We start from the raw sequence: 25,361 nt of genomic DNA, 5'->3' as shown, positions 1-25,361 counted from the left end.
TTGATCAGATCGCACAACTCGGACTGAGTTCCCTCCAAGTGATCTACTATTTGGCGAAGCTATTTAGTCAAATTCCTTCCTGAAGAATTTGACCTTCTCTTATCGCTTTCCCGTGCTTGGATTATTTAGTGTATAAATGATGTCGAGTTATCTTCATGAGGTCTCGACATCATTTTACGTCTTTAATAATGAATTCCTTTTCCTGCGTAATTATCATTTTTTCTTTAGGAAGTCGCCAAATACCAGATTACCTTTGGCATCACGTGTAAACATCTCCGGAACGGTAACGGATACGAAGTTATTTACGGTGATTTCCTTGCCTTGCGCGTTAACCGAACGGTCTTCTTTGATGAAATAGTTGGTGCTATCGATATTGCCGACAACCGCATCATCATATTTACCCGCTTTGGTTTTCAGCGAAATGTTGTTCTTGAAGACACCTTGTTTTTCCGGGCCAGAGTAAGGGCTTGGGCGGAAAATAAAGTTAAAGCGTTCGTTATCCAACGCGATGTTGTCTTCAACGATCAATGCGCCAGGGTTGAAGTTGTCAGTGAAACCATCGAGCTTGTTGCCCACGGCAATGCTGTGTTTGACCTGATGCGCCACTGGCTGGCCTTCACCACCCATTTTGAAGCCATTGCTGGTGTTGTTCATGGCAATTGAATTCTCGATCACCACAACGCCGTTGGCACCGTCTTCAATTTTATTAAACAGGTCGAAGCCGTCATCGATATTGTTGTGCGAGAACGCGCCGCGGATCACGTTGCCTTCACCCACACGCATTTTCACCGCGAAACCGTCAGCGTTAATTTTGCCTGGATCCTGGTTGCTGTGAGATTCTGAATTCAGAATCAGGTTATGGCTGGCCCACAGTGGTCTGCCTACATCTGCCGTCGAGGTCACCTGAATACCCGTATCGTCAGCGTGGTGCGCCAGAACGCGTTCGATGGTGTTGTAGCTCCCTTCGATACGGAATGGTTTCTCTGTAATTTCAATCCCTTTAACATGCCAATGGCTTGCTTTCAGCTGCAGGCCATGAATGACGGCTTTATTGCCGACAGCAAACAGGTGCTTGACGGTTTTTTGCTGGCCGCTGGCGCTGACAGGGATTTCAACCGCGCTGTAATCACCATCGTTGAGCCAGATAGTGCCACCTGCTGGCAGAGCGGCGACGGCGCTGGCTAAATCGATCGGTGCATTTTTACTGCCGTCGTTGCTGGCTGAACCTTGTGGTGAAACATACAGATTTTTGGCGTCTGCATAAGCCACTCTTTCAACCTTGAACGTGCTCTCTTTTATCGCTTTATCATCCCCTTCTGCGGGCTGGTAGGCTATCTTGAACTCAGCACCGTTACCGGCAATTTTCGCTGGCAGAGATAAGGTTTCTCCCGCTTTTACCTGCTTCGCATCACCCAGAGATTTACCATCTTGTGACACCGCGATCGTGCCATTGTAATTGGCTCTAGCCTGAACCACATAGTGTTCGCTGGTGGTTTTAGGTGATGACATCACCTGGAGCAAAGGATCATAATCCTTGGCTTTAAACTCCGGTGAGGCTTTGGTTTGCGCTGGCGTCGTGGTCAACTGTGCATTGCTGACGGTGATTTTGGCGTTACGGGAGGCAAAGAAACCAACGTAGTAGTGGTCTTTATCCAACTTGGTGACGATATCCGCGCCTTTGACTTCTTTTGATACCCAGTTATCCGTGCCTTTCGGTGCATAAGAGGTAATGAAGCCGTCGTTGGTGCGTTCCAGTTTCAGGCGGAACGTCGGCGTTTGCTCCAGATTTACATTTTCCTGATAGCTGGTTTTGGTAATTTTCGCGCCCGCGTTGCCCCACGGTTGCGTGACGCCATTACGCAAAATCGCCTGTAGTTTGATTTCGGTATTGGACTTTTTATCCTGCGTCATGATGGCGTTCATCACCATGTTGGATGCCGCAGGGAATTCCTCATACCCTTCTTTCAGCGGTTCCTGACGCGGCACGCCGATAATATCGCGCACCAGAATTCCCGCGCCTTCCTGAGCCGCAGGCTTGGCGCCGTTTTCTGGCCCAAACTGTTCCACGGTAATATCAGACTGAAGAGTGAAGTTCACATTTGCAGGCAGCTGTGTATAGAAGAACGTCAGCCCATCATGGGTGTTGGCAATCTTTCCGCCACGACTTTCAATCGTGATTGGTGCGGACAAATCAGCGTTATCCCCTGGCGCTAATTTCTTGCCATTAATGGTGACGTCGTTGACGCCAATTTTTTCCGGCAGAACGTTGGATGAGAAGTTTACATCTGTCGATTGACCAAAGGCGATGCCGTGCCAGACTGGTGTTGATTCTGTCGCGGCGTGTGTACTGAAGCTAAAGAGTAATGCATTCGTCAACGCGACGGCTGCGAGGCGTGAAGAACGATGTTTCCGTGAAGAGTCACATTTCTGTGAAGAACAACGTTTCATGGTCTTTCCTTCGTTATTGAATTATTTTCCCGCGTATATTGCTATAAATGAAACGCTGTTTCTTTTGTGTGTGTCACAAATGGACATACTTAAAAACAAAGTCTGTTTTTTATAAAGTGCTGTGTCATTTCTGTTTGTGAGATAGCGCAGTGCCTGCTTCCTCTTCTTGTGAACACTCACGGTTTTTTTCGTGATTTTCAGAAAAAACTCACCAAAAAATATCCGCGTTATGCACCAGCTTCGGTAAACTCTGGTTATTCATGCCGTAACAGGCTAGCCATTTTTATTCTTGCGAGGCAGTGGCTTCGTATTGTCAGGATACTTATGTCAAATAGTGCTATGAGTGTAGTGATCCTTGCTGCGGGTAAAGGAACCCGTATGTATTCCGACCTTCCCAAGGTGTTGCATCAACTGGCGGGTAAGCCAATGGTTCAGCACGTTATTGATGCTGCAATGACGACAGGCGCACTGCACGTTCATCTGGTATACGGCCACGGCGGTGATTTACTAAAACGTGAATTGACCGATCCAGCGTTGAACTGGGTATTGCAGGCGGAACAGCTGGGAACTGGGCATGCTATGCAGCAAGCCGCGCCTCATTTTGCTGATGATGAAGATATATTGATGTTGTATGGCGATGTGCCGCTGATTTCATCGCAAACGCTGGGACGTTTACGTGAGGCTAAGCCGCAGGGCGGTATCGGCCTGTTGACGGTGAAGCTGGACGATCCGACGGGCTATGGGCGAATTGTGCGTGAAAAGGGCGCGGTGGTTGGGATCGTTGAGCACAAAGATGCCAGCGAAGAACAGCGCCAGATTAATGAGATCAATACCGGCATTCTGATTGCGAACGGCAAGGATCTGAAGCGTTGGTTAAGCCAGTTGAATAACAACAACGCACAGGGTGAGTTTTACATCACCGATATTATTGCGATGGCAGCGGAAGAAGGTCAGCGTGTTGAAGCGGTCCATCCAGAGCGGCTGAGCGAAGTTGAAGGCGTTAATAATCGTCTGCAACTGTCGGCGCTGGAGCGGGTCTATCAGCGTGAACAGGCGGATAAACTGCTGCTGGCGGGTGTCATGCTGCTCGATCCGGCACGATTTGATCTGCGTGGCGAACTGACTCATGGTCGCGATGTGGTGATTGATATCAATGTGGTCGTGGAAGGCAATGTTAAGCTGGGCAACCGGGTGAAAATTGGTGCTGGCTGCGTAATCAAAAATTGCATCATTGACGATGACACAGAGATCAGCCCTTATTCTGTATTGGAAGATGCCGTGCTGGAAGCACAGTGTACCGTTGGCCCGTTTTCCCGCTTGCGTCCAGGCTCGGAATTGGCTGAGGGCGCGCATGTCGGCAATTTTGTCGAACTGAAAAAAGCGCGGCTGGGTAAAGGATCAAAAGCGGGTCACCTCAGCTATTTGGGTGATGCGGATATCGGTTCCGGTGTTAATATTGGCGCAGGAACGATCACCTGTAATTATGACGGCGCCAATAAACATAAAACGGTTATTGGTGACGATGTATTTGTTGGTTCGGATAGTCAGCTGGTAGCGCCCGTTAGCATAGCCAGCGGTGCGACGATCGGTGCAGGAACGACGGTTACGCATGATGTGGCAGAGAATGAGCTGGTGGTCGGTCGCGTGAAGCAACGGCATATTTCCGGCTGGCAACGTCCGGTGAAAAAGAAATAATATTTAATGCCTCCGCACGCGGCGGAGGCGGTTTTGCCCTGTGCTTTGGCCTATCCCCTGTGTGGGTCGGTCCCCGAGCACAGAACAAAACATAATAATCCCCAACTCTCTACAAGGCTCGGGGAACCCGGAAAAACCGGAACAATCAGGTCTAAGACATCCCTGGTGACACAATATGTCACTTTTATAGGAATACCATCGATGTGTGGAATTGTAGGCGCTGTTGCGCAACGTGATGTTGCTGAAATTTTGTTGGAAGGTTTACGCCGTCTTGAGTACCGCGGCTATGACTCTGCGGGCCTGGCGGTTGTTGACAGCGAAGGACATGTCGCTCGTTTGCGCCGTTTGGGGAAAGTGCAGGTGCTGTCTCAGGCAGCCGAAGAGCATGAACTGCATGGCGGTACGGGTATTGCCCATACTCGCTGGGCAACGCACGGAGAACCTTCTGAAGAGAACGCACACCCGCATGTTTCTGAACATATCACTATCGTCCATAACGGCATTATCGAAAACCATGAACCGCTGCGCGAACTGCTGATCGATCGCGGCTATCGTTTTGTTTCTGAAACCGATACCGAAGTGGTTGCTCATCTGGTTCATTTTGAACAGCAGCAGACCGGCGGAACGCTGGTTGACGTGGTTAAGCGTGTGATCCCACAGCTGCGCGGTGCGTATGGCATGGTGGTGTTGGATAACCTCGACCCAAGCGTACTGGTTGCTGCGCGTTCTGGTAGCCCGCTGGTGATTGGTCGTGGTGTGGGTGAAAACTTCATTGCTTCCGATCAACTGGCATTACTGCCTGTGACTCGCCGTTTCATGTTCCTGGAAGAAGGTGACATCGCGGAAATCACCCGTCGTGATGTGCGCGTGTTTGATAAATCCGGCCAGCTTGCCGCACGCGAAGAAATTGAATCAAAAGTGAATTACGATGCCGGTGACAAAGGCGCGTATCGTCACTACATGCAGAAAGAGATCTACGAACAGCCGATGGCGATCAAGAACACCCTTGAAGGGCGTTTCAGCCACGGCGAGATCAATCTGTCTGAGTTAGGCCCAGAAGCGGATGAGCTGCTGGCGAAGGTTGAACACGTTCAGATTATCGCCTGCGGTACGTCCTACAACTCAGGTATGGTTTCCCGTTACTGGTTTGAAGCGCTGGCGGGGATTCCGTGCGATGTAGAAATTGCTTCCGAATTCCGCTATCGCAAACCTGCCGTGCGTAAGAACAGCCTGATGATTACTTTGTCTCAGTCCGGTGAAACCGCAGATACGCTGGCGGCACTGCGTTTGTCCAAAGAGCTGGGCTATCTGGGTTCGCTGGCCATTTGTAACGTTGCGGGTTCCTCGCTGGTGCGTGAATCCGATCTGGCGCTGATGACCAAAGCGGGCGTAGAGATTGGCGTGGCTTCGACCAAAGCCTTCACCACCCAGCTTACCGTTCTGCTGATGCTGGTGGCGCGTGTTGGCCGCCTGCGCGGTATGGATGCGAAAATTGAGCATGAGATCGTTCACGGTTTGCAGGCGCTGCCAGCGCGTATTGAGCAAATGCTGTCTCAGGACAAGCTCATAGAATCTCTAGCGGAAGGTTTCTCTGACAAGCACCATGCGCTGTTCCTCGGTCGTGGCGATCAGTACCCGATCGCAATGGAAGGGGCGCTGAAGCTGAAAGAGATTTCTTACATCCACGCGGAAGCCTATGCGGCAGGCGAGCTGAAACACGGCCCACTGGCGCTGATTGATGCGGATATGCCGGTTGTCGTCGTGGCACCGAACAACGAACTGTTGGAGAAATTGAAATCCAACATCGAAGAGGTTCGGGCGCGCGGCGGTGAGCTGTATGTCTTTGCTGACGAAGATGCCGGTTTCACCAGCAGCGAAAATATGAAGATTATTCCACTGCCGCATATCGAAGAAGTGATTGCGCCAATCTTCTATACGGTGCCGTTGCAGCTGCTGTCTTATCACGTCGCGCTGATTAAAGGCACGGATGTTGACCAACCGCGTAATCTGGCGAAATCCGTTACGGTAGAGTAATTTTTAAAAATGAAGGTAAATAGCCAATAGTGTTATTTACCTTCATTTATTTTTTTATGCTACGACTCATTTTTCATACCCATTCTTTTCAAGCCCACCGCACTCTCCTCATTAAAATTTATTCGGTATATTGGTTTACCCATATTGAATATTGATTAGTGATCTGTCCCTGAAATTACTCCCACCTAATTATACCGCAATTTCATAATCCACCGGTGTTTGATAACCCAGCGTTGAATGTTTGCGACGACGATTATAAAACACCTCGATATAATCGAATATCGCGTTCATCGCCTCTTCTCGGCAGATATCCGCAAAGTCATCTATACAACCCACGCTATTGAGTCACTGAACAGCGTGATCCGGCATGCAATCAAGAAACGGAAGGTATTCCCGACGGACGAGTCAGTGAAAAAAGTCGTGTGGCTGGCAATCCAGGCGGCCTCGCGAAAATGGATGATGCCGCTGAGGGACTGGAGAATGGCAATGAGCCGTTTTATTATCGAATTCGGTGATCGTCTGGACGGTCACTTCTGAGAAAAGGCATTTATACAGAATCGTGTACAGGGTCTGGCCTGGGGATCATTATGGGCCGATTGCTTTTGAGGTGGTAAGTGTTTACTTCCTGATGTAATTTGCTTATATCCTTAATGCATCCACCACCATTCTCAATGCTGGCGACACATTACGATGGGGATAATACAGGTGTAATCCGGCTAGACGGTGGCTATAACGTGTCAGTACACGTATAAGGGTGCCACGTTCCAGATCTTCTGTTACCAACTCCTCGGGAATATATGCCAGTCCCAGCCCTTGCCTTGCCGCCGCAGTTTCCATGTAGCTATCGGAAAAAATCCATTGCCCTTGTGGTTTATGCTTTATCAGATTTCCTTCATGCCATAATTCCCACTGATAAATGCTTCCATCAGCAAGCTGATAGGCAATGCAAGGATGTATTGCTAAATCAGCTGGTGTTTGTGGAAACCCATAATGAAGAAAATGATCTGGCGTTGCCACTGCAACCATCTCCATGCTGGGCGTAATGCGCACGGCCACCATCCCCTCGTCCACCTCGCCCCCCAGACGCACACCGGCATCGAACCGTTCATCAATGATGTTCACAAAGCGACTTTCGCTAATTAGTTCTAGCCGAATATCTGGATAATGCTGTCTGAATATTGACAGCTTTGGCAGTAATACCTTATCAATCGCGTGCTGGCTGGCGTTAATCCGCACTGTGCCTGAAGGGGTATCACGAAAATGGGCAAGTGTAGCCAGGCCCATATCCAACGATTGGAAACTGGTCAACGCGGTGCGATAAAGTTGCTCACCCGCCTGAGTTAGCGACAGTCTGCGGGTGGTCCGCGTCAGGAGTTGTAAACCTAAACGAGTTTCCAGGTCGCGGATTGTGCGGCTGATACCAGATTGAGCCAAACCAAGCCTTGTTCCCGCTTTCGTAAAGCTGCCTTCACGAGCAACCAGCATAAATACATAGAGATCGTTGTAATTTTCTCGGTCTGTCATGTTTATTCACATCCATAAGTTCAGACTGGTTCTGTATTGTTTTTAATCAATTCCCTTTAAATATTCATAACATATACACATGAATATTATCTCATTTTAGCCTCTAATCATCACTAATTGTTCTAACTACAATGAAGCTTATGGGTCACAAAATCAACAAACCCATACCGAAGAGCCACAAACCGAAAATATGTTTTAAAGGAGCTTTTCCATGAATGTCCTCCCTAAGAAACTGACAGCTATTGCGTCGGCTTTGTTATTGAGTGTCGCGTTAACCGGAGTTTCCACTATGACGTATGCACAAAACAGTAATCCTAATGAACCGGTTTCCATGGTGACTCAATGGGATAAGACCTTTGCTCAAAGTAATAACGTCGACCACCGCAAGGTGACCTTTCAGAACCGTTACGGTATTACCTTAGTGGGCGATCTCTATATCCCGAAAATCCGGGGAGATCGCAAACTGGCCGCTATCGCCGTGAGCGGGCCTTTTGGTGCAGTGAAAGAGCAATCAAGTGGTCTATATGCGCAAACGCTGGCCGAACAAGGTTTTATCACATTGGCGTTTGATCCCTCCTATACCGGTGAAAGCGGTGGGAAGCCACGCAACGTCGCCTCACCTGACATCAACACCGAAGATTTCAGTGCAGCCGTTGATTTTCTCGGCATGCAAAAAGAGGTCGACCGCAACCGGATCGGTTTGCTGGGGATCTGCGGTTGGGGCGGTATGGCCTTAAATACGGCAGCAGCGGACACACGGGTGAAAGCGGTAGCTACCAGTGTGATGTACGACATGAGTCGTGCAATGGGACATGGTGTGGGTGACGGTAAGGATCGTTATACTACTGCCGATCGCCGTGCTGTATTGAAATATCTCAACGATCAGCGTTGGAAAGATGCTGAAAGTGGCACTTTTGCTCCCAGTGGGCATGATATTTATGTTGATAAAGACGGTAAGGTCACTGCTGCCAATCGTATATTGCCTGAAGCTCTACCAGAAAATCCGCACCCAGTGCTGAAAGAGTTTTTTGACTATTACCGCGAACCTCGTGGCTTCCATGAGCGCTCTGTTAATTCAACAAGTGCCTGGAATGCGACTATGCCGCTGTCGTTTATGAATATGCCGCTTCTGAGCTATGCGGGCGAAATTACTATCCCGACACTGATCGTGACCGGTGAACAAGCTCACTCGCGCTATTTTGCCGAAGATGCCTACAAATTAGTCGGCAGCAAGCGTAAGGAACTGGTAGTGATACTGGGCACCAATCATGTGGACTTGTACGACAATCAGGCAGGAAAAATACCGTTTGATAAGTTTGAGCAATTTTTTAAAACCAATTTGCGGTAAATACAATCAAGGGTGAGAAAGCGTCAGCGACTACAATCTCATCCGCGATGTTATAGCCATGTAGCCCTTGGTTTTTACTGGGGCTACTGGCCACATAAGCATGTTTTACCCAGTTCGTGTAGTACTCGTTGGGATTGTCTGCCCCTGTCGCGTAGATAATCAGCACTATCCACGGGACCTCTCCTAAAATTGTGTCATTTATTCTCTACGTTTCACCCCAGATAGCTTTCACCTTTTACATCACTGCTTTGGTTTGATGCGTTTTACTCTTTTATTTCCCAATACAGAAACTCGAAAAAATACGGCCTAGCAGGTCGTCAGAGGTGAACTCGCCGGTGATTTCACTCAGAGACTGCTGTGCCAGCCGCAGTTCTTCTGCCAGCAATTCGCCTGCGCAGGCGCTCACCAGCTGTTCTTTCCCCTGAATTAGATGCTGTGCAGCCAGTTCGAGTGCTTGCAGATGACGACGTCGAGCCAGGAAACCACCTTCTGTATTGCTGGTGAATCCCATGCTTTGCTTGAGGTGGTCGCGTAGCGTATCGATACCTTCACCCGTACGGGCGGACAGGCGGATAAGTGAGTGAGTATTCACTTCTTCGATGCCGAGCATTTCGCCAGTTACGTCAGCTTTGTTACGTACCACGGTAATCGGCAGCGCTTTTGGCAGGCGCGCCATAAATTCTGGCCAGATCTGCTCAGGTTCGGTCGCCTGCGTGGTGGTGCCGTCTACCATGAATAGCACGCGATCGGCCTGTTCGATTTCCTGCCAGGCTCGCTCAATACCAATGCGTTCGACTTCGTCGCTGGCATCTCGCAGCCCAGCGGTGTCGATGATATGCAGCGGCATGCCGTCGATATGGATGTGCTCGCGTAATACGTCGCGTGTTGTTCCCGCGATATCCGTCACAATGGCAGCTTCACGACCGGCTAACGCATTGAGTAAGCTAGATTTACCGGCATTAGGACGACCCGCAATCACGACCTTCATCCCTTCACGCAGCAGGCTACCCTGATGCGCTTCGGCTCTGACGGCGTCCAGATCGGCCATCACGCCATTTAACTGCGCTTCAATTTTGCCATCAGAGAGAAAGTCGATCTCTTCATCCGGGAAGTCGATGGCAGCCTCTACGTAGATTCGCAGGTGAGTAAGTGCTTCCACTAACTGATTTATACGGGTGGAAAATACGCCTTGCAGAGAGTTCAGCGCTGAGCGTGCGGCCTGTTCCGAGCTGGCATCAATCAGATCGGCAATGGCTTCCGCCTGTGCAAGATCGAGTTTGTCGTTCAGGAAGGCGCGTTCAGAGAATTCGCCAGGACGTGCAATCCGCACGTTAGATAGCGTCAGAATACGTTGCAGGAGCAAATCAAGAATAACCGGACCGCCGTGACCCTGAAGCTCCAGCACGTCTTCACCGGTAAAGGAGTTCGGGCCGGGAAACCAGAGGGCGATGCCCTGATCGAGCGTGGTGCCGTTGGCATCACGAAACGGCAGATAATCGGCGTGGCGAGGCTTGGGAAGCTTGCCCAGAACGGCATGCGCGACGTCGGCGGCGGCCTGTCCTGAAATGCGTAAAATACCCACGCCTCCGCGTCCCGGTGGCGTGGCTTGGGCGACGATGGTGTCGGTATTACTCATGATGTTCTCTCTGCATTGATGCCTGTCTGGCAGGCTATTTTACGTATCGTTGGCTGATAAAGCAGCCGTTAAAAAAATAAGGCGGTCAATGACCGCCTTACGCTTTCTATCGGTTAGCTATCAACCGGATTATTTTTTCTCGCGGCTATGCAAGCCACGTTTTTCCAGACCGCGGTAAATCAACTGCTGCTGGAGAATGGTAACCAGATTGCTGACGATGTAGTACATAACCAGACCTGACGGGAACCACAGGAAGAAGACCGTAAAGATGACCGGCATGTAGGTCATGATCTTCTGCTGCATTGGGTCGGTCACGGTGGTTGGTGACATCTTCTGGATGAAGAACATCGTCACGCCCATCAGGATTGGCAGGATGTAGTACGGGTCTTGTGCAGACAGGTCATGAATCCACAGAGCGAACGGCGCGTGACGCAGTTCAACGGAGCCCATCAGCATGTAATACAGCGCCAGGAAGATTGGCATCTGAATCAGCAGCGGGAAGCAGCCGCCCAGCGGGTTCACTTTCTCTGATTTGTACAGCGCCATCATTTCCTGACTCATGCGCTGTTTGTCATCACCAATACGCTCACGCATAGCCTGCAATTTAGGTTGCAGTAAGCGCATTTTCGCCATTGAGGTGTATTGCGCTTTCGTCAGCGGATACATGATACCGCGCACGATAAAGGTAATGGCAATGATGGAGAAGCCCCAGTTGCCGATGAAGCTATGCAGGAATTTCAGCAGCTTAAACAACGGCTGAGAAATGAACCACAGCCAGCCGTAATCTACGGTCAGATCCAGATGTGGTGCGACAGCAGCCATCTTATCCTGAATCTCTGGGCCGACCCACAGAGTGGTCTTCAGATCTTGCTGGCTACCTGCGGCAACCACAACCGGAGCGGATTTGAAACCAATCGCGGCCTGACCGTTACCCAGCTTGCTGGTATAGAAGGTGTTAGCGCCTGCCGTCGTCGGAATCCATGCGGTTGCGAAGTACTGTTGAAGCATCGCTACCCAGCCACCGTTGGTGGTGATGTTCAGGTTTTCGTCCATGTCGCTGAAGCTGTACTTTTTGTACTTGTCTTCACTGGAGGAGAACGCCGCGCCACGATAGGTGTGCAGTGCAAAGTTGCTGCTGCCAGTATCGCGGTGCTTAGGTAATTCCATAGACTGCTTTAACTGACCAAACAGCGTGAGTTCCAGAGGCTGAGCGCTGGTGTTGTTGACGCTGTAGTCAACGTTCAGCGCATAGTCGCCACGTTTCAAAACAAACGTTTTGGTGTAGGTCACGCCGTCAGCTGCGGTATATGTCATCGGGATGCGCAGTTCGCTCTGACCATCCGCCAGCTCGAAGCTATCTTGCGTTGTGGTAAACAGCGGACGCGGGCCATTAGCCGGGTTGTCTGGGCCGTTTTTGCCGGTCAAACCGCTCTGAGCCTGATAGACAAAGTCGGAGGTGGTTTCCAGCAGGTGGAAAGGTTTATCTGAACCCAATGTATCTGGGTAAGCCAGCAGATGCGCTTGCTCGATGTCGCCGCCACGCGTGTTGATTATCAGCGACAGCACATCGGTTTTCACAGTGATCAGTTTGCCTTGACCGCTGGCTGGTACGCCCTGGTTGGTAGCATCACCGGCCACTGCATTCGTCGCCTGCTGTATGGTCTGCGTGGTTGCTGGCGGATTTTTATCCGTCTCCCAAGCTTGCCAAAGCATAAAGGTTACGAATAGCAGAGCGATGAGAAGAAGATTGCGTTGCGAATCCATCGTTAATGTTCTCTGTTATTGTCGGTTTTTGGCGGTACGGGATCATCACCACCAGGGTTCAAAGGATGGCATTTTAATACGCGTTTAAGCGTCAACCAACAGCCTTTTATCATGCCGAACCTGCGTATTGCTTCAATACCGTATTGCGAGCACGTTGGCTGGAACCGACAATGCGGTCCCAGCAACGGGCTGATAACGAGTTGATAACCGCGTATCAACCCGATCAGGAGTCGGGAGCCAAACGACAATGCCGACGCCATAGTTTTTCCAATGCTTCCGTCAGGGTACGGTTATCCAGTTCAGACACCCCTTTTTTCACGAGCACCACAAAGTCCATTGAAGGCAATGAATGTTGGTGCAGGCGAAAACTTTCGCGCGTCAGGCGTTTAATCCGATTGCGTTCATGAGCACGTTTCACATGCTTTTTGGCGACGGTAAGACCGATGCGGGGATGCCCCAGCGAGTTCAGGCGGCCGAGGATGGTGATTTGCGGCGTGCCAGCCCGTTGCGGTTGCTGAAAGACGAAAGTGAAATGACTGGGAGTTAACAAACGTAACTCCCTGGGAAATGCTAGCTTAACCACTCGGTGGGTTAGCTTTTATTACTTAGAAACAGACAGACGAGTACGGCCTTTCGCACGACGGCGGGCCAGAACTTGACGACCATTTTTGGTGGCCATACGAGCACGGAAACCATGGCTACGGTTACGCTTCAATACGGACGGTTGGAAAGTGCGTTTCATGGCGATTTCTACCTAAACTTGGAAAATTATAACTTCACAGTAAACGCGTTTGGCTGTTCGGCGTGAAAAAATGACCGACGCCTCAATCGCATATCACAGCTATATAACGGAAAGAGGCAGGATTGTAATAATTGTACAGTCCTGAGTCAATTAACATCACACTTAACACGCCAGCCATTCCGATTATTTTTGGAATTTCTGCCTGCCAGAGCACAGAAAAGGCGTAGACGCGCGGGCAGGGAATTATACGGACTCTATTGCAAAGCGCAAGGATCCTCCAATGATCTGTCCGGTAAGATCATGATCGATGCCACCGTAACGATCGTGTCTCTGAGGGTATGCTTGAATGTGCGTCATATAGAACGGGTGAAATATGCGCTAACCGCCTCTCTGGCGTGTTGCGGGGAGCCGCGATGAGAATAGCCTGTGGATAAAAAGGATCGAAACTGTGTAGAAGGGGAAGATCTCTTTGGCGGATTAGGTTATGATCCGCGGTTCCGTTAGCGATCCTTTTGACGGGGTCGTCGGGGTAAACCGCCACGCTACGTGGTGTGTCTGCTGTCTGAATTGTGAATGAAACCATCGTGGATGACGCAGGCGCCAAAAAATCATGAGTCACATAAATAACGTCTTATTCTTTTCTTTTTGATCGTTCTTGTTCGAGTGGAGTCCGCCGTGTCACTTTCGCTTTGGCAGCAGTGTCTTGCCCGTTTGCAGGATGAGTTACCTGCCACAGAATTCAGTATGTGGATACGCCCGTTGCAGGCGGAGCTGGGTGATAACACTCTGGCACTCTATGCCCCCAATCGCTTTGTGCTGGATTGGGTTCGTGATAAATACTTAAATAATATCAATGTCCTGCTGAATGATTTTTGCGGGATGGATGCACCGTTACTGCGTTTTGAAGTGGGGAGTAAACCGCTAGTTCAGGCCGTAAGCCAGCCTGCGCAGTCGCACCACAATCCTGTCAGCGTGGCGCGGCAACAGCCAGTACGTGCGGCACCAGTACGTCCAAGCTGGGATAACTCACCAGTGCAGGTAGAGCATACCTACCGTTCCAATGTGAACCCCAAGAATACGTTTGATAACTTCGTTGAGGGTAAATCGAACCAGTTAGCACGCGCGGCGGCACGTCAGGTAGCTGACAACCCAGGCGGTGCGTATAACCCGCTGTTTCTTTATGGCGGTACTGGTTTGGGTAAAACACACCTGTTGCACGCCGTGGGGAATGGCATTATTGCCCGCAAACCCAACGCGAAAGTGGTCTACATGCACTCCGAGCGTTTCGTGCAGGATATGGTGAAGGCGTTGCAGAACAATGCAATTGAAGAGTTCAAACGCTACTACCGCTCGGTTGACGCACTGCTGATCGATGATATCCAATTCTTTGCTAATAAAGAGCGTTCACAGGAAGAGTTCTTTCATACCTTCAACGCGCTGCTGGAAGGCAACCAGCAAATTATTCTGACTTCTGACCGCTATCCGAAAGAGATCCACGGCGTGGAAGACCGCCTGAAATCCCGCTTCGGTTGGGGGCTAACCGTAGCCATTGAACCGCCAGAGCTGGAAACCCGCGTGGCGATTCTGATGAAAAAGGCAGATGAAAATGACATTCGCCTGCCTGGCGAAGTGGCATTCTTTATTGCCAAACGCCTGCGTTCTAACGTGCGTGAGCTTGAAGGCGCACTGAACCGCGTTATCGCAAATGCCAATTTTACTGGCCGCTCGATCACCATTGATTTTGTGCGTGAGGCGTTGCGCGATCTACTGGCGTTGCAGGAAAAACTGGTTACTATCGACAATATTCAAAAGACCGTAGCGGAATACTATAAAATCAAGGTTGCCGACCTGCTGTCTAAACGTCGTTCCCGCTCGGTGGCGCGTCCGCGCCAGATGGCGATGGCGTTGGCAAAAGAACTGACGAATCACAGCCTGCCGGAAATCGGCGATGCCTTTGGCGGGCGTGACCATACGACGGTGTTGCATGCCTGCCGCAAGATTGAGCAGTTGCGTGAAGAAAGCCACGACATCAAAGAAGATTTTTCCAATTTAATCAGAACACTATCTTCATAACATTATGAAATTTATTGTTGAACGCGAACGTCTGTTAAAGCCATTACAACAGGTCAGCAGCCCGCTGGGCGGCCGGCCGACTTTACCGATTCTGGGCAACCTGCTGATTCAGGTGACGGAAGGTGCGTTGTCGCTCACCGGTACCGATCTGGAAATGGAGATGGTGGCGAAAGTTGCGCTGATGCAGCCGCATGAGCTGGGCGCTACGACCGTCCCTGCCCGCAAACTGTTTGATATTTGCCGGGGTCTGCCGGAAGGCGCGGAAATCACGATTATGCTGGATGGCGATCGCATGTTGGTGCGCTCTGGCCGCAGCCGTTTCTCGCTGTCCACGCTGCCCGCAGTGGATTTCCCTAATCTGGACGACTGGCAGAGCGAGGTTGAATTCTCTCTACCGCAGGCGACGATGAAGCGTTTGATCGAAGCGACGCAGTTTTCGATGGCGCATCAGGATGTCCGTTACTACCTCAACGGTATGCTGTTTGAAACGGAAGGCGAAGAGCTGCGCACGGTCGCGACCGATGGCCACCGTTTGGCGGTTTGCTCCATGCCGGTTGGCCAATCTTTACCGTCACATTCGGTGATCGTACCGCGTAAAGGCGTGATGGAGCTGGTGCGTCTGCTGGATGGTGGTGATACTCCGCTGCAACTACAGATCGGCAGCAACAACATTCGCGCGCATGTCGGCGACTTCATTTTCACGTCGAAGCTGGTCGATGGTCGTTTCCCTGATTATCGCCGCGTATTACCAAAGAACCCAGATAAAACGCTGGAAGCCAGCTGCGATCTGCTCAAGCAGGCCTTCTCCCGTGCGGCGATTTTATCGAATGAAAAATTCCGTGGTGTGCGTCTTCATCTAATTAAGAATCAGCTCAAAATTACTGCTAACAACCCAGAGCAGGAAGAAGCGGAAGAGATTCTGGATGTACAGTACGACAGCACTGAGATGGAAATCGGCTTTAACGTTAGCTACGTACTGGATGTGCTAAACGCGCTGAAATGCGAAGGTGTGCGTTTACTGCTGACCGATTCCGTTTCCAGCGTGCAAATCGAAGATAGCGCCAGCCGGGCGGCGGCCTATGTCGTCATGCCAATGCGGTTGTAGAATTATTGGGCAAGTTTACTTGCCCTTTCATCATTAAGATAACTGCAACATGGCCCTTACTCGTCTTCTCATCAAAGATTTCCGCAATATCGAGGCGGCCGATCTGGCGCTGGTTCTAGGCTTTAATTTTTTAGTCGGTGCCAACGGCAGTGGTAAAACCAGCGTGCTGGAAGCGATTTATACGCTAGGGCACGGGCGGGCGTTTCGTAGTATTCAGGCAGGGCGCGTGATTCGTCACGATCAGCCGGAATTTGTACTACATGGTCGTATTGACGGTACAGAAACGGAGCGATCCGTTGGATTAAGCAAAAACCGTCAGGGCGACAGCAAGGTGCGGATTGACGGCAGCGACGGCCATAAAGTCGCTGAGCTGGCGCAACTGCTACCGATACAGCTGATCACCCCGGAAGGGTTCACCCTGCTCAACGGCGGTCCGAAGTATCGCCGTGCCTTTCTCGACTGGGGCTGTTTCCATAATGAGCCCGGTTTTTTCGCGGCCTGGAGCAACATGAAGCGTTTGTTGCGCCAGCGTAATGCAGCACTGCGTCAGGTGAGTCACTATGGGCAGCTCAGAGCCTGGGATCAGGAGCTGGTGCCGCTGGCGGAACGTATCAGCGAATGGCGTGCGCAATACAGCGCGGCGATTGCCAATGATATCGCTGCGACCTGTACGCAGTTTTTACCTGAATTTTCTCTCAGTTTCTCTTTTCAGCGCGGCTGGGATAAAGAAAGTGAGTATGCAGAACTGCTGGAACGGCAGTTCGAACGCGACCGTATGTTAGGTTATACGGCGCTGGGGCCGCATAAAGCCGACTTCCGCATCCGCGCCAGCGGCGTGGCCGTCGAGGATATGTTGTCCCGTGGTCAGCTCAAGCTGCTGATGTGCGCGCTGAGGCTGGCTCAGGGTGAATTTCTCACCCGTCAGAACGGACTGCGCTGTCTGTATCTGATCGATGATTTTGCTTCCGAACTGGATAGTACCCGCCGCCGTTTGCTGGCTGAACGGTTAAAAGCCACTCATGCACAGGTTTTTGTCAGTGCAGTCAGCGCTGAGCAGATAGAGGACATGATTGGTGAAAAGGGCAAGATGTTCCGCGTAGAACAGGGTAAAATAACGGTTCAATCACAGGACTAAAATGAGCGAGAAACGTTGATGTCGAATTCTTATGACTCCTCAAGTATCAAGGTATTGAAAGGGCTGGATGCGGTACGTAAACGCCCAGGTATGTATATCGGCGATACGGACGACGGTACTGGCCTGCATCATATGGTATTCGAGGTTGTGGACAACGCTATCGACGAGGCACTCGCTGGCTATTGTAAAGACATTATCATCACTATCCATGCTGATAATTCGGTATCGGTGCAGGATGATGGCCGTGGTATTCCAACCGGCATTCATGAAGAAGAAGGGATCTCCGCCGCTGAAGTCATCATGACCGTGCTGCACGCGGGCGGTAAGTTTGATGATAACTCGTATAAAGTCTCCGGCGGCCTGCATGGCGTAGGGGTTTCCGTGGTTAACGCCCTGTCGGAAAAGCTGAAACTGGTTATTCACCGCGACGGCAAACTTCACGAGCAGACCTATAAACACGGCGTGGCGCAGGCACCGCTGGCTGTGACGGGTGAAACCAACAGAACCGGTACGACGGTGCGCTTCTGGCCGAGCCACGAGACGTTCACCAATGTGGTGGAGTTCGAATATGAGATTCTGGCCAAGCGTCTGCGTGAGCTGTCGTTCCTGAACTCTGGCGTTTCTATTCGCCTGATCGATGAGCGCGAAAAAGATAAAGCCGATCATTATCATTATGAAGGCGGTATCAAAGCGTTTGTTGATTACCTGAACCGTAACAAGACGCCAATCCACCCGAACGTGTTTTATTTCTCGATGACGAAAGACGACATCGGCGTTGAAGTGGCGTTGCAGTGGAACGATGGTTTCCAGGAAAACATTTACTGCTTTACCAACAACATTCCGCAGCGTGACGGTGGTACACACTTGGCCGGTTTCCGTGCCGCGATGACCCGTACGCTGAATACCTACATGGATAAAGAAGGCTACAGCAAGAAATCCAAAATTAGTGCCACCGGTGACGATGCGCGTGAAGGGCTGATTGCCGTGGTGTCCGTGAAAGTGCCGGATCCGAAATTCTCCTCGCAGACCAAAGACAAGCTGGTTTCTTCCGAAGTGAAAACCGCTGTTGAATCGCTGGTAAACGAAAAGCTGGTGGATTATCTGATGGAAAATCCATCGGATGCCAAAATCGTGGTTGGTAAAATCATTGATGCTGCCCGTGCCCGTGAAGCGGCGCGTAAAGCACGTGATATGACGCGTCGTAAGGGTGCGCTCGATCTGGCTGGCCTGCCGGGCAAGCTGGCGGACTGTCAGGAACGCGACCCCGCGCTGTCTGAACTGTACCTGGTGGAAGGGGACTCAGCGGGCGGCTCTGCTAAGCAGGGACGTAACCGTAAGAATCAGGCGATTCTGCCGCTGAAGGGTAAAATCCTGAACGTTGAGAAAGCCCGTTTTGACAAGATGCTTTCCTCACAGGAAGTCGCGACGCTGATCACCGCGTTGGGCTGCGGCATTGGCCGTGATGAATACAACCCGGACAAACTGCGTTACCACAGCATCATCATCATGACCGATGCTGACGTGGATGGTTCGCACATCCGTACTCTGCTGTTGACCTTCTTCTATCGTCAACTGCCTGAAATTGTTGAGCGTGGCCACGTGTATATTGCGCAGCCGCCGCTGTACAAAGTGAAAAAAGGCAAGCAGGAACAGTACATCAAAGATGATGAAGCGATGGATCAGTACCAGATCGCACTGGCGCTGGACGGCGCGACGCTGCACACCAATGCACAGGCTCCTGCGCTGGCGGGTGAACCGCTGGAGAAGCTGGTTTCTGAACATTACGCCGTGCAGAAGATGATTGGCCGTATGGAACGTCGTTTCCCGCGAGCGTTTTTGAACCGTCTGATTTATCAACCGATGCTGTCTGAAGCTGATTTGGGCGAGCGTGAAAAGGTGCAGGCGTGGGCGGAATCGCTGGTTAGCAGCTTGAACGCAAACGAAGTGCACGGCAGCACATACAGTTTTGTCATTAATCACGATGAAGAGCGTAGCGTATTTGAACCCGCGCTGCGCGTGCGTACGCACGGTGTGGATACCGATTATCCGCTGGGCGCAGGCTTTGTTGCCGGTAGCGAATATCGCAAGTTGAATCAGCTGGGTGAAAAACTGCGTGGCTTGATTGAAGAAGATGCGTATATCGAACGTGGTGAACGCCGTCAGCCGGTTGCCAGCTTTGAACAGGCGCTGGAGTGGTTGGTGAAAGAGTCCCGCCGTGGTCTGACCGTACAGCGTTATAAAGGTCTGGGTGAAATGAACCCGGATCAGCTGTGGGAAACCACGATGGATCCGGCCAGCCGCCGCATGCTGCGCGTGACGGTGAAAGACGCGATTGCTGCCGATGAGCTGTTCACGACCCTGATGGGTGATGCCGTTGAGCCGCGTCGTGCGTTTATCGAAGAGAACGCCCTGAAAGCGATGAATATCGATATCTGATTCGGTCTACATTGTTATCGTTATCTGAGCCAGCTCCCTGCGGAGCTGGCTTTTTTTATGGCGAGTGTCCTGCTCGCCACCCTTGGGGTCGTCGCAAGCGACGTTGAAAAACGTTCCCTAGGTTTTTTATGCTTTTTATCAGGCCAATACACGTCGTTTGGCGCTGCGCATTTCCTGTAGCAGGGTGATGAAAGACGTGATCAGCATAAAGATGACGGCAGACCAGAAAATGGCGTGAGGGTGACCGTTATCCAACAGCCAGCCGAACAGCACCGGCCCTGCCGCGCCACCCAGATTAAAGCCGGTGGAGACAATCCCAAACACGCGTCCTTCCGCCCCCGGTGGTGAGGCGGCACGCACCAGCATATCCCGTGAAGGGGCGATCATGCCTGAGAGGAATCCAGCTGCGGCTAGCAACGGCACAAGCACAAGAGTCGGCAAAGAATACATGGCAACGATACTGACTAGCACGGCGGTGGCGGCCAGCGCAGCCGTCGCAACCAGCCCGTGGCGTTTGGTTTTATCCGCCAGTGAGCCGCCAGCCAATACGCCAAAGGCGCTGGCGAATAGGAATGCGGTAAGCGCCACGTTAGCCTGTGAAAGCGACAAATCGTAGCCCGTGACTAACGCGGTAACCGAGAAGTTCTGGATCGAGCCCGTACTTAAATTCAGCAGCAGGAACAGAATCAGCAGCGACAGAATCGGCAGCGTGAAAACGGGTGCGCGCGATTTGCTCGGCTGGGCGCCTGTTGCCGCCGCGGGTTTCACCCGACTGGGTTCATCGCGATCCGTCAGAAGCAGCGGTATCGTCAGTAAGCCGAGGACGCCAGAGACGATGAATGCGCTACCGATGCCGGAAAAGGCGGCAACGGACAGCAAAATACCAGGTGCAATCGCGGTGCCCAGAAAGCCGGAGAACGTGTGCACCGAGAACGCGCGACCCATGCGTTTTTCATCAATCCCGCGCGACAGCAAGGCGTAATCCGCCGGATGGTAAACCGCGTTCGCCACCCCGGCGAGCCCCATCGCAGCGACCAGCCAGACGTAGCTGCCTGAGAAACCGAGTGAGAGAAAACAGAGGCTCCCGAGCGTGATCCCTGCGGTTAACGTACGACGTGCGCCGATGCGGTCCACCATAAAACCAATCGGCGTCTGCACGCAGGCGGAGACAATGTTGAATACGCTGAGTGCAAACCCGAGTTCGACAAAGCTGATATCACGCTGGGCTGACAGCAGCGGAATGAGTGCGGGCAGCACCATCATATGGAAATGACTCACCAGATGCGCTGATGAGATTTGCGCCAGTAGCGGTAGTTTTATGAATTTCATGTTTTTTTGCAGCTTACAGGTCTGTAGATTTTATTATCGTGAGAGCTGGCGCAGGAACAGGGCGTCACTCCCTGGCAAATGGATCATAAGGTTAGCATATTACTTATATCGTCTATGGCGAATATTGATACCCGCCTTTTCGGCAGGATAGGAGAGAACGATATGACGTCTAAATCGTATTTGGGTGGGTGTTTATGTGGTCAGATTCGTTCGAGGATTGCTGTCCACGCTGGGAATCCCTCACAGGCCGTTTCCGGCCTGTGAGGGATTTCTACGGGTGAAGGACTGTGATTACGAAAGCTTAAATACCAGCACCGTCTGCGCGAGCTGTCTGGCCTGTTCCTCCAGCGACGCGGCCGCCGCCGTAGCTTCCTGCACCAGCGCGGCGTTCTGCTGGGTGACGCCGTCCATCTCGTGAACGGCCTGTGTTACCTGACTGATCCCGCGTGATTGTTCATCTGACGCTGAGACGATCTCATCCATGATGTCTTTTACCGACGTGACGGCACTCAGCATTTCCTGCATGGTATCACCGGCGTTCTGAACCAGCGTGACCCCGCTATCGACGCGGCTGGCGGACTCCGTAATCAGCGCGGTGATGTCTTTTACGGCACTGGCGCTGCGCTGCGCTGCGCGAGGTTACGTACCTCGTTGGCAACGACCGCAAAGCCGCGCCCTTGTTCGCCCGCTCTGGCGGCTTCCACCGCCGCGTTGAGTGCCAGAATATTGGTTTGGAACGCGATGCCGTTGATGATGCTGGTAATGTCGGCAATTTTCTTCGAACTGTCGTCGATCTCACTCATGATGTGGACAACCTGACCGACTATCTTGTCGCCTTTCTGAGCGATCTGCGCAGCATTCTGTGCCAGCGTTGTGGCGTTATGAGCGTTATCCGCATTCTGTTTCACCGTCGCCGTAATCTGTTCCATGCTGGCGGCGGTTTCTTCCAGCGCTGCTGCCTGTTGCTCGGTGCGGGAAGCCAGATCGGTATTGCCTGCGGCAATTTCCGTCGCACCGTGGCTGACGGATTCGCTGGTGCTAATCAGCTGCTCGGCGATATCTCTCAACTGCGTCTGCATGGCGTTCATGGCGTAAAAAATACTGCTGTCGTCCTTCGGTTGCACAGGAATGGTCTGCGTTAAATCCCCTTGTGCGACGGACAGGGCGATCTGCGCGGCCTGAGCGGGTTCGCCACCGATCGGGCGCGCAACCTTGCGATTAAAGATGATGCCCAGTACGCCGGAAACCACCACGATACTCAGCACCATAAGCAGCAGCCCCACGTTACGCTGCTGTGCGGTTTCCGCCATCACCACATTGACGGGGGCAGACAGGCCGAGCATCCAGGGCGTGCCGGTATTGCCGATGGTGACTGGTACATACACGTTAAACGCCGGCGTGTTCAGTACGGCATTGTCACGTTCGATCTGATAAGACTGACCTGTGGTGACATGCTCAAGCAGTATTGGGTCGTTTTCAATTTTTTTGGTCACCCGAGAGTTGTCGGGATGAGAAATGTAGGCACCGGTGTGAGACAACAGCTGTGCGTAGCCTGTGCCTTGATAGGGTTTTATATTGTTGGTGAGCTGTTGCAGTGTATCCAGCGAAAAATCCGCCGTGACGGAACCGTAAAATTTATTGTTGATGATGATGGGCACGGCAATGGAGGTCAGCAGGACATCGACGCCGTTGTAGGGGTAGCTATACGGTTCCAGAATCACTTCTTTCTGGCGTTTCTTCGGCAGCAGATAGTAGTCGCCGCTGCCGGGCGTTTCATAATCCACCAGAGTATGCAGAGCAACGTTGCCTGCGGTATCGCGGTCAACGTAGCGGACGAAGCGACCTTGCGGGTCCTGATCGGGCTGACCGACGTACTCTCTATCTTTGCCGTCAAACGCATCGGGTTCCCACGCCAGTGACATCGAAAGGAAATCGGGATGACTCTTCAGCGCATTCTTCAGCAGCGTCTCAGCGGTTTTTCGGTCGGCATTACCTGCCTCTTGCAGGCTGACAACGCTCTGCACCAGATTGCGCGCCGCATGTAGCGCGACATCCAGCTTTTGTTGAATGAGGTAGCTGTTGGTATATGCCGTTTGCTCAAGGTACTGCTGTGCAATGGTTTTTTTCTGCTGGCCAGATTGCCAGATCAGCAGGCCGATAGTGAGAATAAAACCGAGTGCGATGGTGGTGACGCCCGCCAGGAGCATCAGCATCCGTGTGCTGAGCTTTCTTTTTGACGTGGTTGGTGAGGCGTGGATGGATGGGGTGCTGTGATTAACCGGTAACAGTGTTGTAGACATATGCGTAATATCCCCTGGGATATAAGCGCCCATAGGCACCTTTTTTCATAAAAGAATCAATCGATTGTCTTCCTTTCTGTTTTTGGGCCATTCCCTTGCGTGACTCGTCATTTTTTGTGATGTAAGTCACAAATAAATTATCGGCGGGAAACAATATCGCTTTAGGTTATTCACGAAAATGTCACAAATCAGCGTGGTGCTTAAATCGAGATAGCAGTGAGGCATGACGCCTCACCGTGTGAGTGAGGATTAGGCGGCAGGGCCTTTGCTGACGGAATCGCGGATAATCAATTCGCCTTTGAAGGCGGGTGCAGGCGCGACGGTTTCACCCTCCAGCCGGCACAGCAGTTTCTCAAGGGTATAGCTGATCATCTCGGCGACGGGCACATGTACGGTAGTGAGGGGCGGGTAGAACCATGATGCCATCGGTAAATCATCGAACCCCAGCAGCGAGACATCCTGCGGAATGGTGAGGCCGTGTTCGCGCAGCGCTTTGGCTGCACCAATCGCCATATCGTCATTGCTGGCGACCAGTGCGCTGAAGGCGGCTGACCGCTGAAGCAGGGTTTTTGCTGCCGTATAACCGCTGTCATGGGTCCAGTCGCCTGACGCAACCAGCCTGTCATTATAGGGAACCCCGTTTTCCTCCAGCGCCAGCCGGTAGCCCGCCAGTCGGCTTGTACCCGTGGGGGAGTTCGCCGATCCGCAGACAAAGGCGATATCACGGTGGCCCTGTGCAATCAGGTAATTGACGGCATCATGGCAGTGCTGCTGGTGATCGGCGCAGATGCCGTTATCACCGTGCTGATGCAGTGTGCGGTTCACAACCATGATCGGTTGATCGTGCTGTTCGATAATCTCTTCCAGCTTATTCGTGGAAAGAAAACGCGGATAGATAATGACGGCATCGCAGCGTAAATCGAGCAGGAACTGGATCGCTTCGCGCTCTTCTTCCGCGCTGTGCTTACCATCTGCCATGATCAGCTGCCGCCCGTATTTTTCCGTCATGGTTGCCGTTTGGAACAGCAATTCGCTGAAATAAGGGCCGCTGTACAGCGTGTTGGTCACAACCAAACCAATAATTTGCGATTTGCTCGTGGCGAGCTGGCGCGCCAGCAGGTTGGGCCGGTAGCCAATCTCTTCAATCGCCCGAAATACCCGATCTCGCGTGGTTTTACTGACATAGTTATTCCCTGTCAGCACGCGTGATACGGTGGCTTTGGATACACCGGCTTTTTTCGCTACATCGAGCATGGTAACCATTGTACTTTCCCGTTCTCCTGTACTGCCTTATGTCGTCATTATAGGGAAAAATCCTCCTTTTTTATCAGCAATAACAAGTGTAGGGATAAAAATATTCCCCGATTGCGCTATTTATGATCGCCTTCAAAAAATAGTAAAAACAATATGAAACCGGTTGCATATTATTTTATGTCTTGCTTGAATAATAAAAAAACGGACGGTGAGGTGCAGTATGAATAAGATTTTACTCTGTTGCGCAGCAGGAATGTCTACCAGCATGCTGGTACAGCGAATGGAAAAGGTCGCCGAGAAAAATGCGATCGCTGTTGAGATAAAAGCCGTGGGTTTTGAAGAGTTTAATGAGCTGATTGATGAATATGATTGCTGCCTTCTGGGGCCGCAGATCAAGTATAAATTGCCTGAACTCAAGGTGATAGCTGACGAGAAAGAGAAGCCGATTGCGGTCATTAATATGGTTGATTACGGCATGATGAATGGGGAAAAAGTCCTCAACGATGCTCTGGCGATGATCAATTAGTATAACGGGAGG

General features: G+C 51.6%; 17 protein-coding genes and 3 pseudogenes. 9 read left to right on the top strand and 11 right to left on the bottom strand.

The annotated features are described in order from the left end of the window. Positions 1–213 precede the first annotated feature (213 nt). Positions 214–2,448, bottom strand: a complete 2,235-nt coding sequence (gene pelX / locus K7X24_RS12775; protein WP_224555204.1) for a pectate disaccharide-lyase PelX — start codon at positions 2,446–2,448, stop codon at positions 214–216. 324 nt (positions 2,449–2,772) lie between these two features. Here pelX and glmU point away from each other — a divergent pair, with 324 nt between their 5' ends. Continuing rightward, entirely contained in the window at positions 2,773–4,143 is a 1,371-nt protein-coding gene (glmU, locus tag K7X24_RS12770) for a bifunctional UDP-N-acetylglucosamine diphosphorylase/glucosamine-1-phosphate N-acetyltransferase GlmU (RefSeq protein WP_224555202.1), read from the top strand. Positions 4,144–4,344: 201 nt separating this feature from the next. Continuing rightward, positions 4,345–6,177, top strand: coding sequence for a glutamine--fructose-6-phosphate transaminase (isomerizing) (gene glmS, locus K7X24_RS12765; RefSeq protein ID WP_224555201.1), 1,833 nt, complete (start codon positions 4,345–4,347; stop codon positions 6,175–6,177). 189 nt (positions 6,178–6,366) lie between these two features. On the opposite strand, the pseudogene K7X24_RS12760 reads toward glmS, so the two are convergent. Then, positions 6,367–6,480: pseudogene (locus K7X24_RS12760) on the bottom strand (IS3 family transposase); the annotation flags it as partial. Here K7X24_RS12760 and K7X24_RS12755 point away from each other — a divergent pair. Then, positions 6,475–6,714: pseudogene (locus tag K7X24_RS12755) on the top strand (transposase); the annotation flags it as partial. The pseudogenes K7X24_RS12760 and K7X24_RS12755 sit on opposite strands and share 6 nt — an antisense overlap. A 102-nt stretch (positions 6,715–6,816) precedes the next feature. Here K7X24_RS12755 and K7X24_RS12750 read toward each other — a convergent pair. Continuing rightward, the gene (locus K7X24_RS12750) at positions 6,817–7,701 is read right to left on the bottom strand and encodes a LysR family transcriptional regulator (RefSeq protein ID WP_224555200.1); all 885 of its coding nucleotides are present in this window, start codon (positions 7,699–7,701) and stop codon (positions 6,817–6,819) included. A gap of 211 nt (positions 7,702–7,912) precedes the next feature. Between K7X24_RS12750 and K7X24_RS12745 the strand changes: the two genes are divergently transcribed. Continuing rightward, positions 7,913–9,049 (top strand): alpha/beta hydrolase, encoded by a 1,137-nt coding sequence (locus K7X24_RS12745; protein WP_224555199.1) that lies wholly within the window; start codon positions 7,913–7,915, stop codon positions 9,047–9,049. 271 nt (positions 9,050–9,320) lie between these two features. Here the strand turns inward: K7X24_RS12745 and mnmE are convergent, their stop codons facing one another. The 5 genes from mnmE to rpmH all read right to left on the bottom strand — a co-directional run bounded on the left by mnmE (position 9,321) and on the right by rpmH (position 13,191). Next, the gene (gene mnmE, locus K7X24_RS12740; RefSeq protein ID WP_224555198.1) at positions 9,321–10,685 is read right to left on the bottom strand and encodes a tRNA uridine-5-carboxymethylaminomethyl(34) synthesis GTPase MnmE; all 1,365 of its coding nucleotides are present in this window, start codon (positions 10,683–10,685) and stop codon (positions 9,321–9,323) included. Between the two features lie 129 nt (positions 10,686–10,814). After that, entirely contained in the window at positions 10,815–12,449 is a 1,635-nt protein-coding gene (gene yidC / locus K7X24_RS12735; RefSeq protein ID WP_224555197.1) for a membrane protein insertase YidC, read from the bottom strand. A gap of 2 nt (positions 12,450–12,451) precedes the next feature. Continuing rightward, positions 12,452–12,709, bottom strand: a complete 258-nt coding sequence (gene yidD / locus K7X24_RS12730; protein WP_010302384.1) for a membrane protein insertion efficiency factor YidD — start codon at positions 12,707–12,709, stop codon at positions 12,452–12,454. Continuing rightward, positions 12,673–13,032: a ribonuclease P protein component gene (rnpA, locus tag K7X24_RS12725; protein WP_010302382.1), complete on the bottom strand. Its 360-nt coding sequence runs from the start codon at positions 13,030–13,032 to the stop codon at positions 12,673–12,675. The genes yidD and rnpA overlap by 37 nt, the downstream gene beginning before the upstream one ends. An 18-nt stretch (positions 13,033–13,050) precedes the next feature. Then, positions 13,051–13,191 (bottom strand): 50S ribosomal protein L34, encoded by a 141-nt coding sequence (gene rpmH / locus K7X24_RS12720; protein ID WP_005976668.1) that lies wholly within the window; start codon positions 13,189–13,191, stop codon positions 13,051–13,053. 675 nt (positions 13,192–13,866) lie between these two features. On the opposite strand from rpmH, the gene dnaA reads away from it, so the two are divergent. Genes dnaA through gyrB form a run of 4 tightly spaced genes read left to right on the top strand, consistent with a single transcriptional unit; the run spans position 13,867 to position 19,940 of the window. Next, on the top strand, positions 13,867–15,264 hold the full coding sequence (gene dnaA / locus K7X24_RS12715) for a chromosomal replication initiator protein DnaA (protein WP_224555196.1): 1,398 nt from the start codon (positions 13,867–13,869) through the stop codon (positions 15,262–15,264). Between the two features lie 4 nt (positions 15,265–15,268). Further along, positions 15,269–16,369 (top strand): DNA polymerase III subunit beta, encoded by a 1,101-nt coding sequence (dnaN, locus tag K7X24_RS12710; RefSeq protein WP_224555194.1) that lies wholly within the window; start codon positions 15,269–15,271, stop codon positions 16,367–16,369. 49 nt (positions 16,370–16,418) lie between these two features. Continuing rightward, entirely contained in the window at positions 16,419–17,504 is a 1,086-nt protein-coding gene (gene recF, locus K7X24_RS12705) for a DNA replication/repair protein RecF (protein ID WP_224555192.1), read from the top strand. An 18-nt stretch (positions 17,505–17,522) separates the two neighbouring features. Then, positions 17,523–19,940: a DNA topoisomerase (ATP-hydrolyzing) subunit B gene (gyrB, locus tag K7X24_RS12700; RefSeq protein WP_224555190.1), complete on the top strand. Its 2,418-nt coding sequence runs from the start codon at positions 17,523–17,525 to the stop codon at positions 19,938–19,940. A 138-nt stretch (positions 19,941–20,078) separates the two neighbouring features. Here gyrB and K7X24_RS12695 read toward each other — a convergent pair whose 3' ends face one another. The 3 genes and pseudogenes from K7X24_RS12695 to K7X24_RS12685 all read right to left on the bottom strand — a co-directional run bounded on the left by K7X24_RS12695 (position 20,079) and on the right by K7X24_RS12685 (position 24,832). After that, positions 20,079–21,269, bottom strand: a complete 1,191-nt coding sequence (locus tag K7X24_RS12695) for an MFS transporter (RefSeq protein WP_103862400.1) — start codon at positions 21,267–21,269, stop codon at positions 20,079–20,081. 291 nt (positions 21,270–21,560) lie between these two features. After that, positions 21,561–23,482: pseudogene (locus K7X24_RS12690) on the bottom strand (methyl-accepting chemotaxis protein). A 336-nt stretch (positions 23,483–23,818) separates the two neighbouring features. Beyond that, the gene (locus tag K7X24_RS12685; RefSeq protein WP_224555189.1) at positions 23,819–24,832 is read right to left on the bottom strand and encodes a LacI family DNA-binding transcriptional regulator; all 1,014 of its coding nucleotides are present in this window, start codon (positions 24,830–24,832) and stop codon (positions 23,819–23,821) included. A gap of 211 nt (positions 24,833–25,043) precedes the next feature. On the opposite strand from K7X24_RS12685, the gene K7X24_RS12680 reads away from it, so the two are divergent. Further along, positions 25,044–25,349: a PTS sugar transporter subunit IIB gene (locus K7X24_RS12680; protein WP_224555188.1), complete on the top strand. Its 306-nt coding sequence runs from the start codon at positions 25,044–25,046 to the stop codon at positions 25,347–25,349. Positions 25,350–25,361: the final 12 nt, after the last annotated feature.

The sequence above is a fragment of the Pectobacterium versatile genome, from assembly GCF_020166435.1.
In the GTDB taxonomy this organism is placed as follows: Bacteria; Pseudomonadota; Gammaproteobacteria; order Enterobacterales; family Enterobacteriaceae; genus Pectobacterium; species Pectobacterium versatile.
This window is presented reverse-complemented; position numbering and strand designations above follow the sequence as displayed.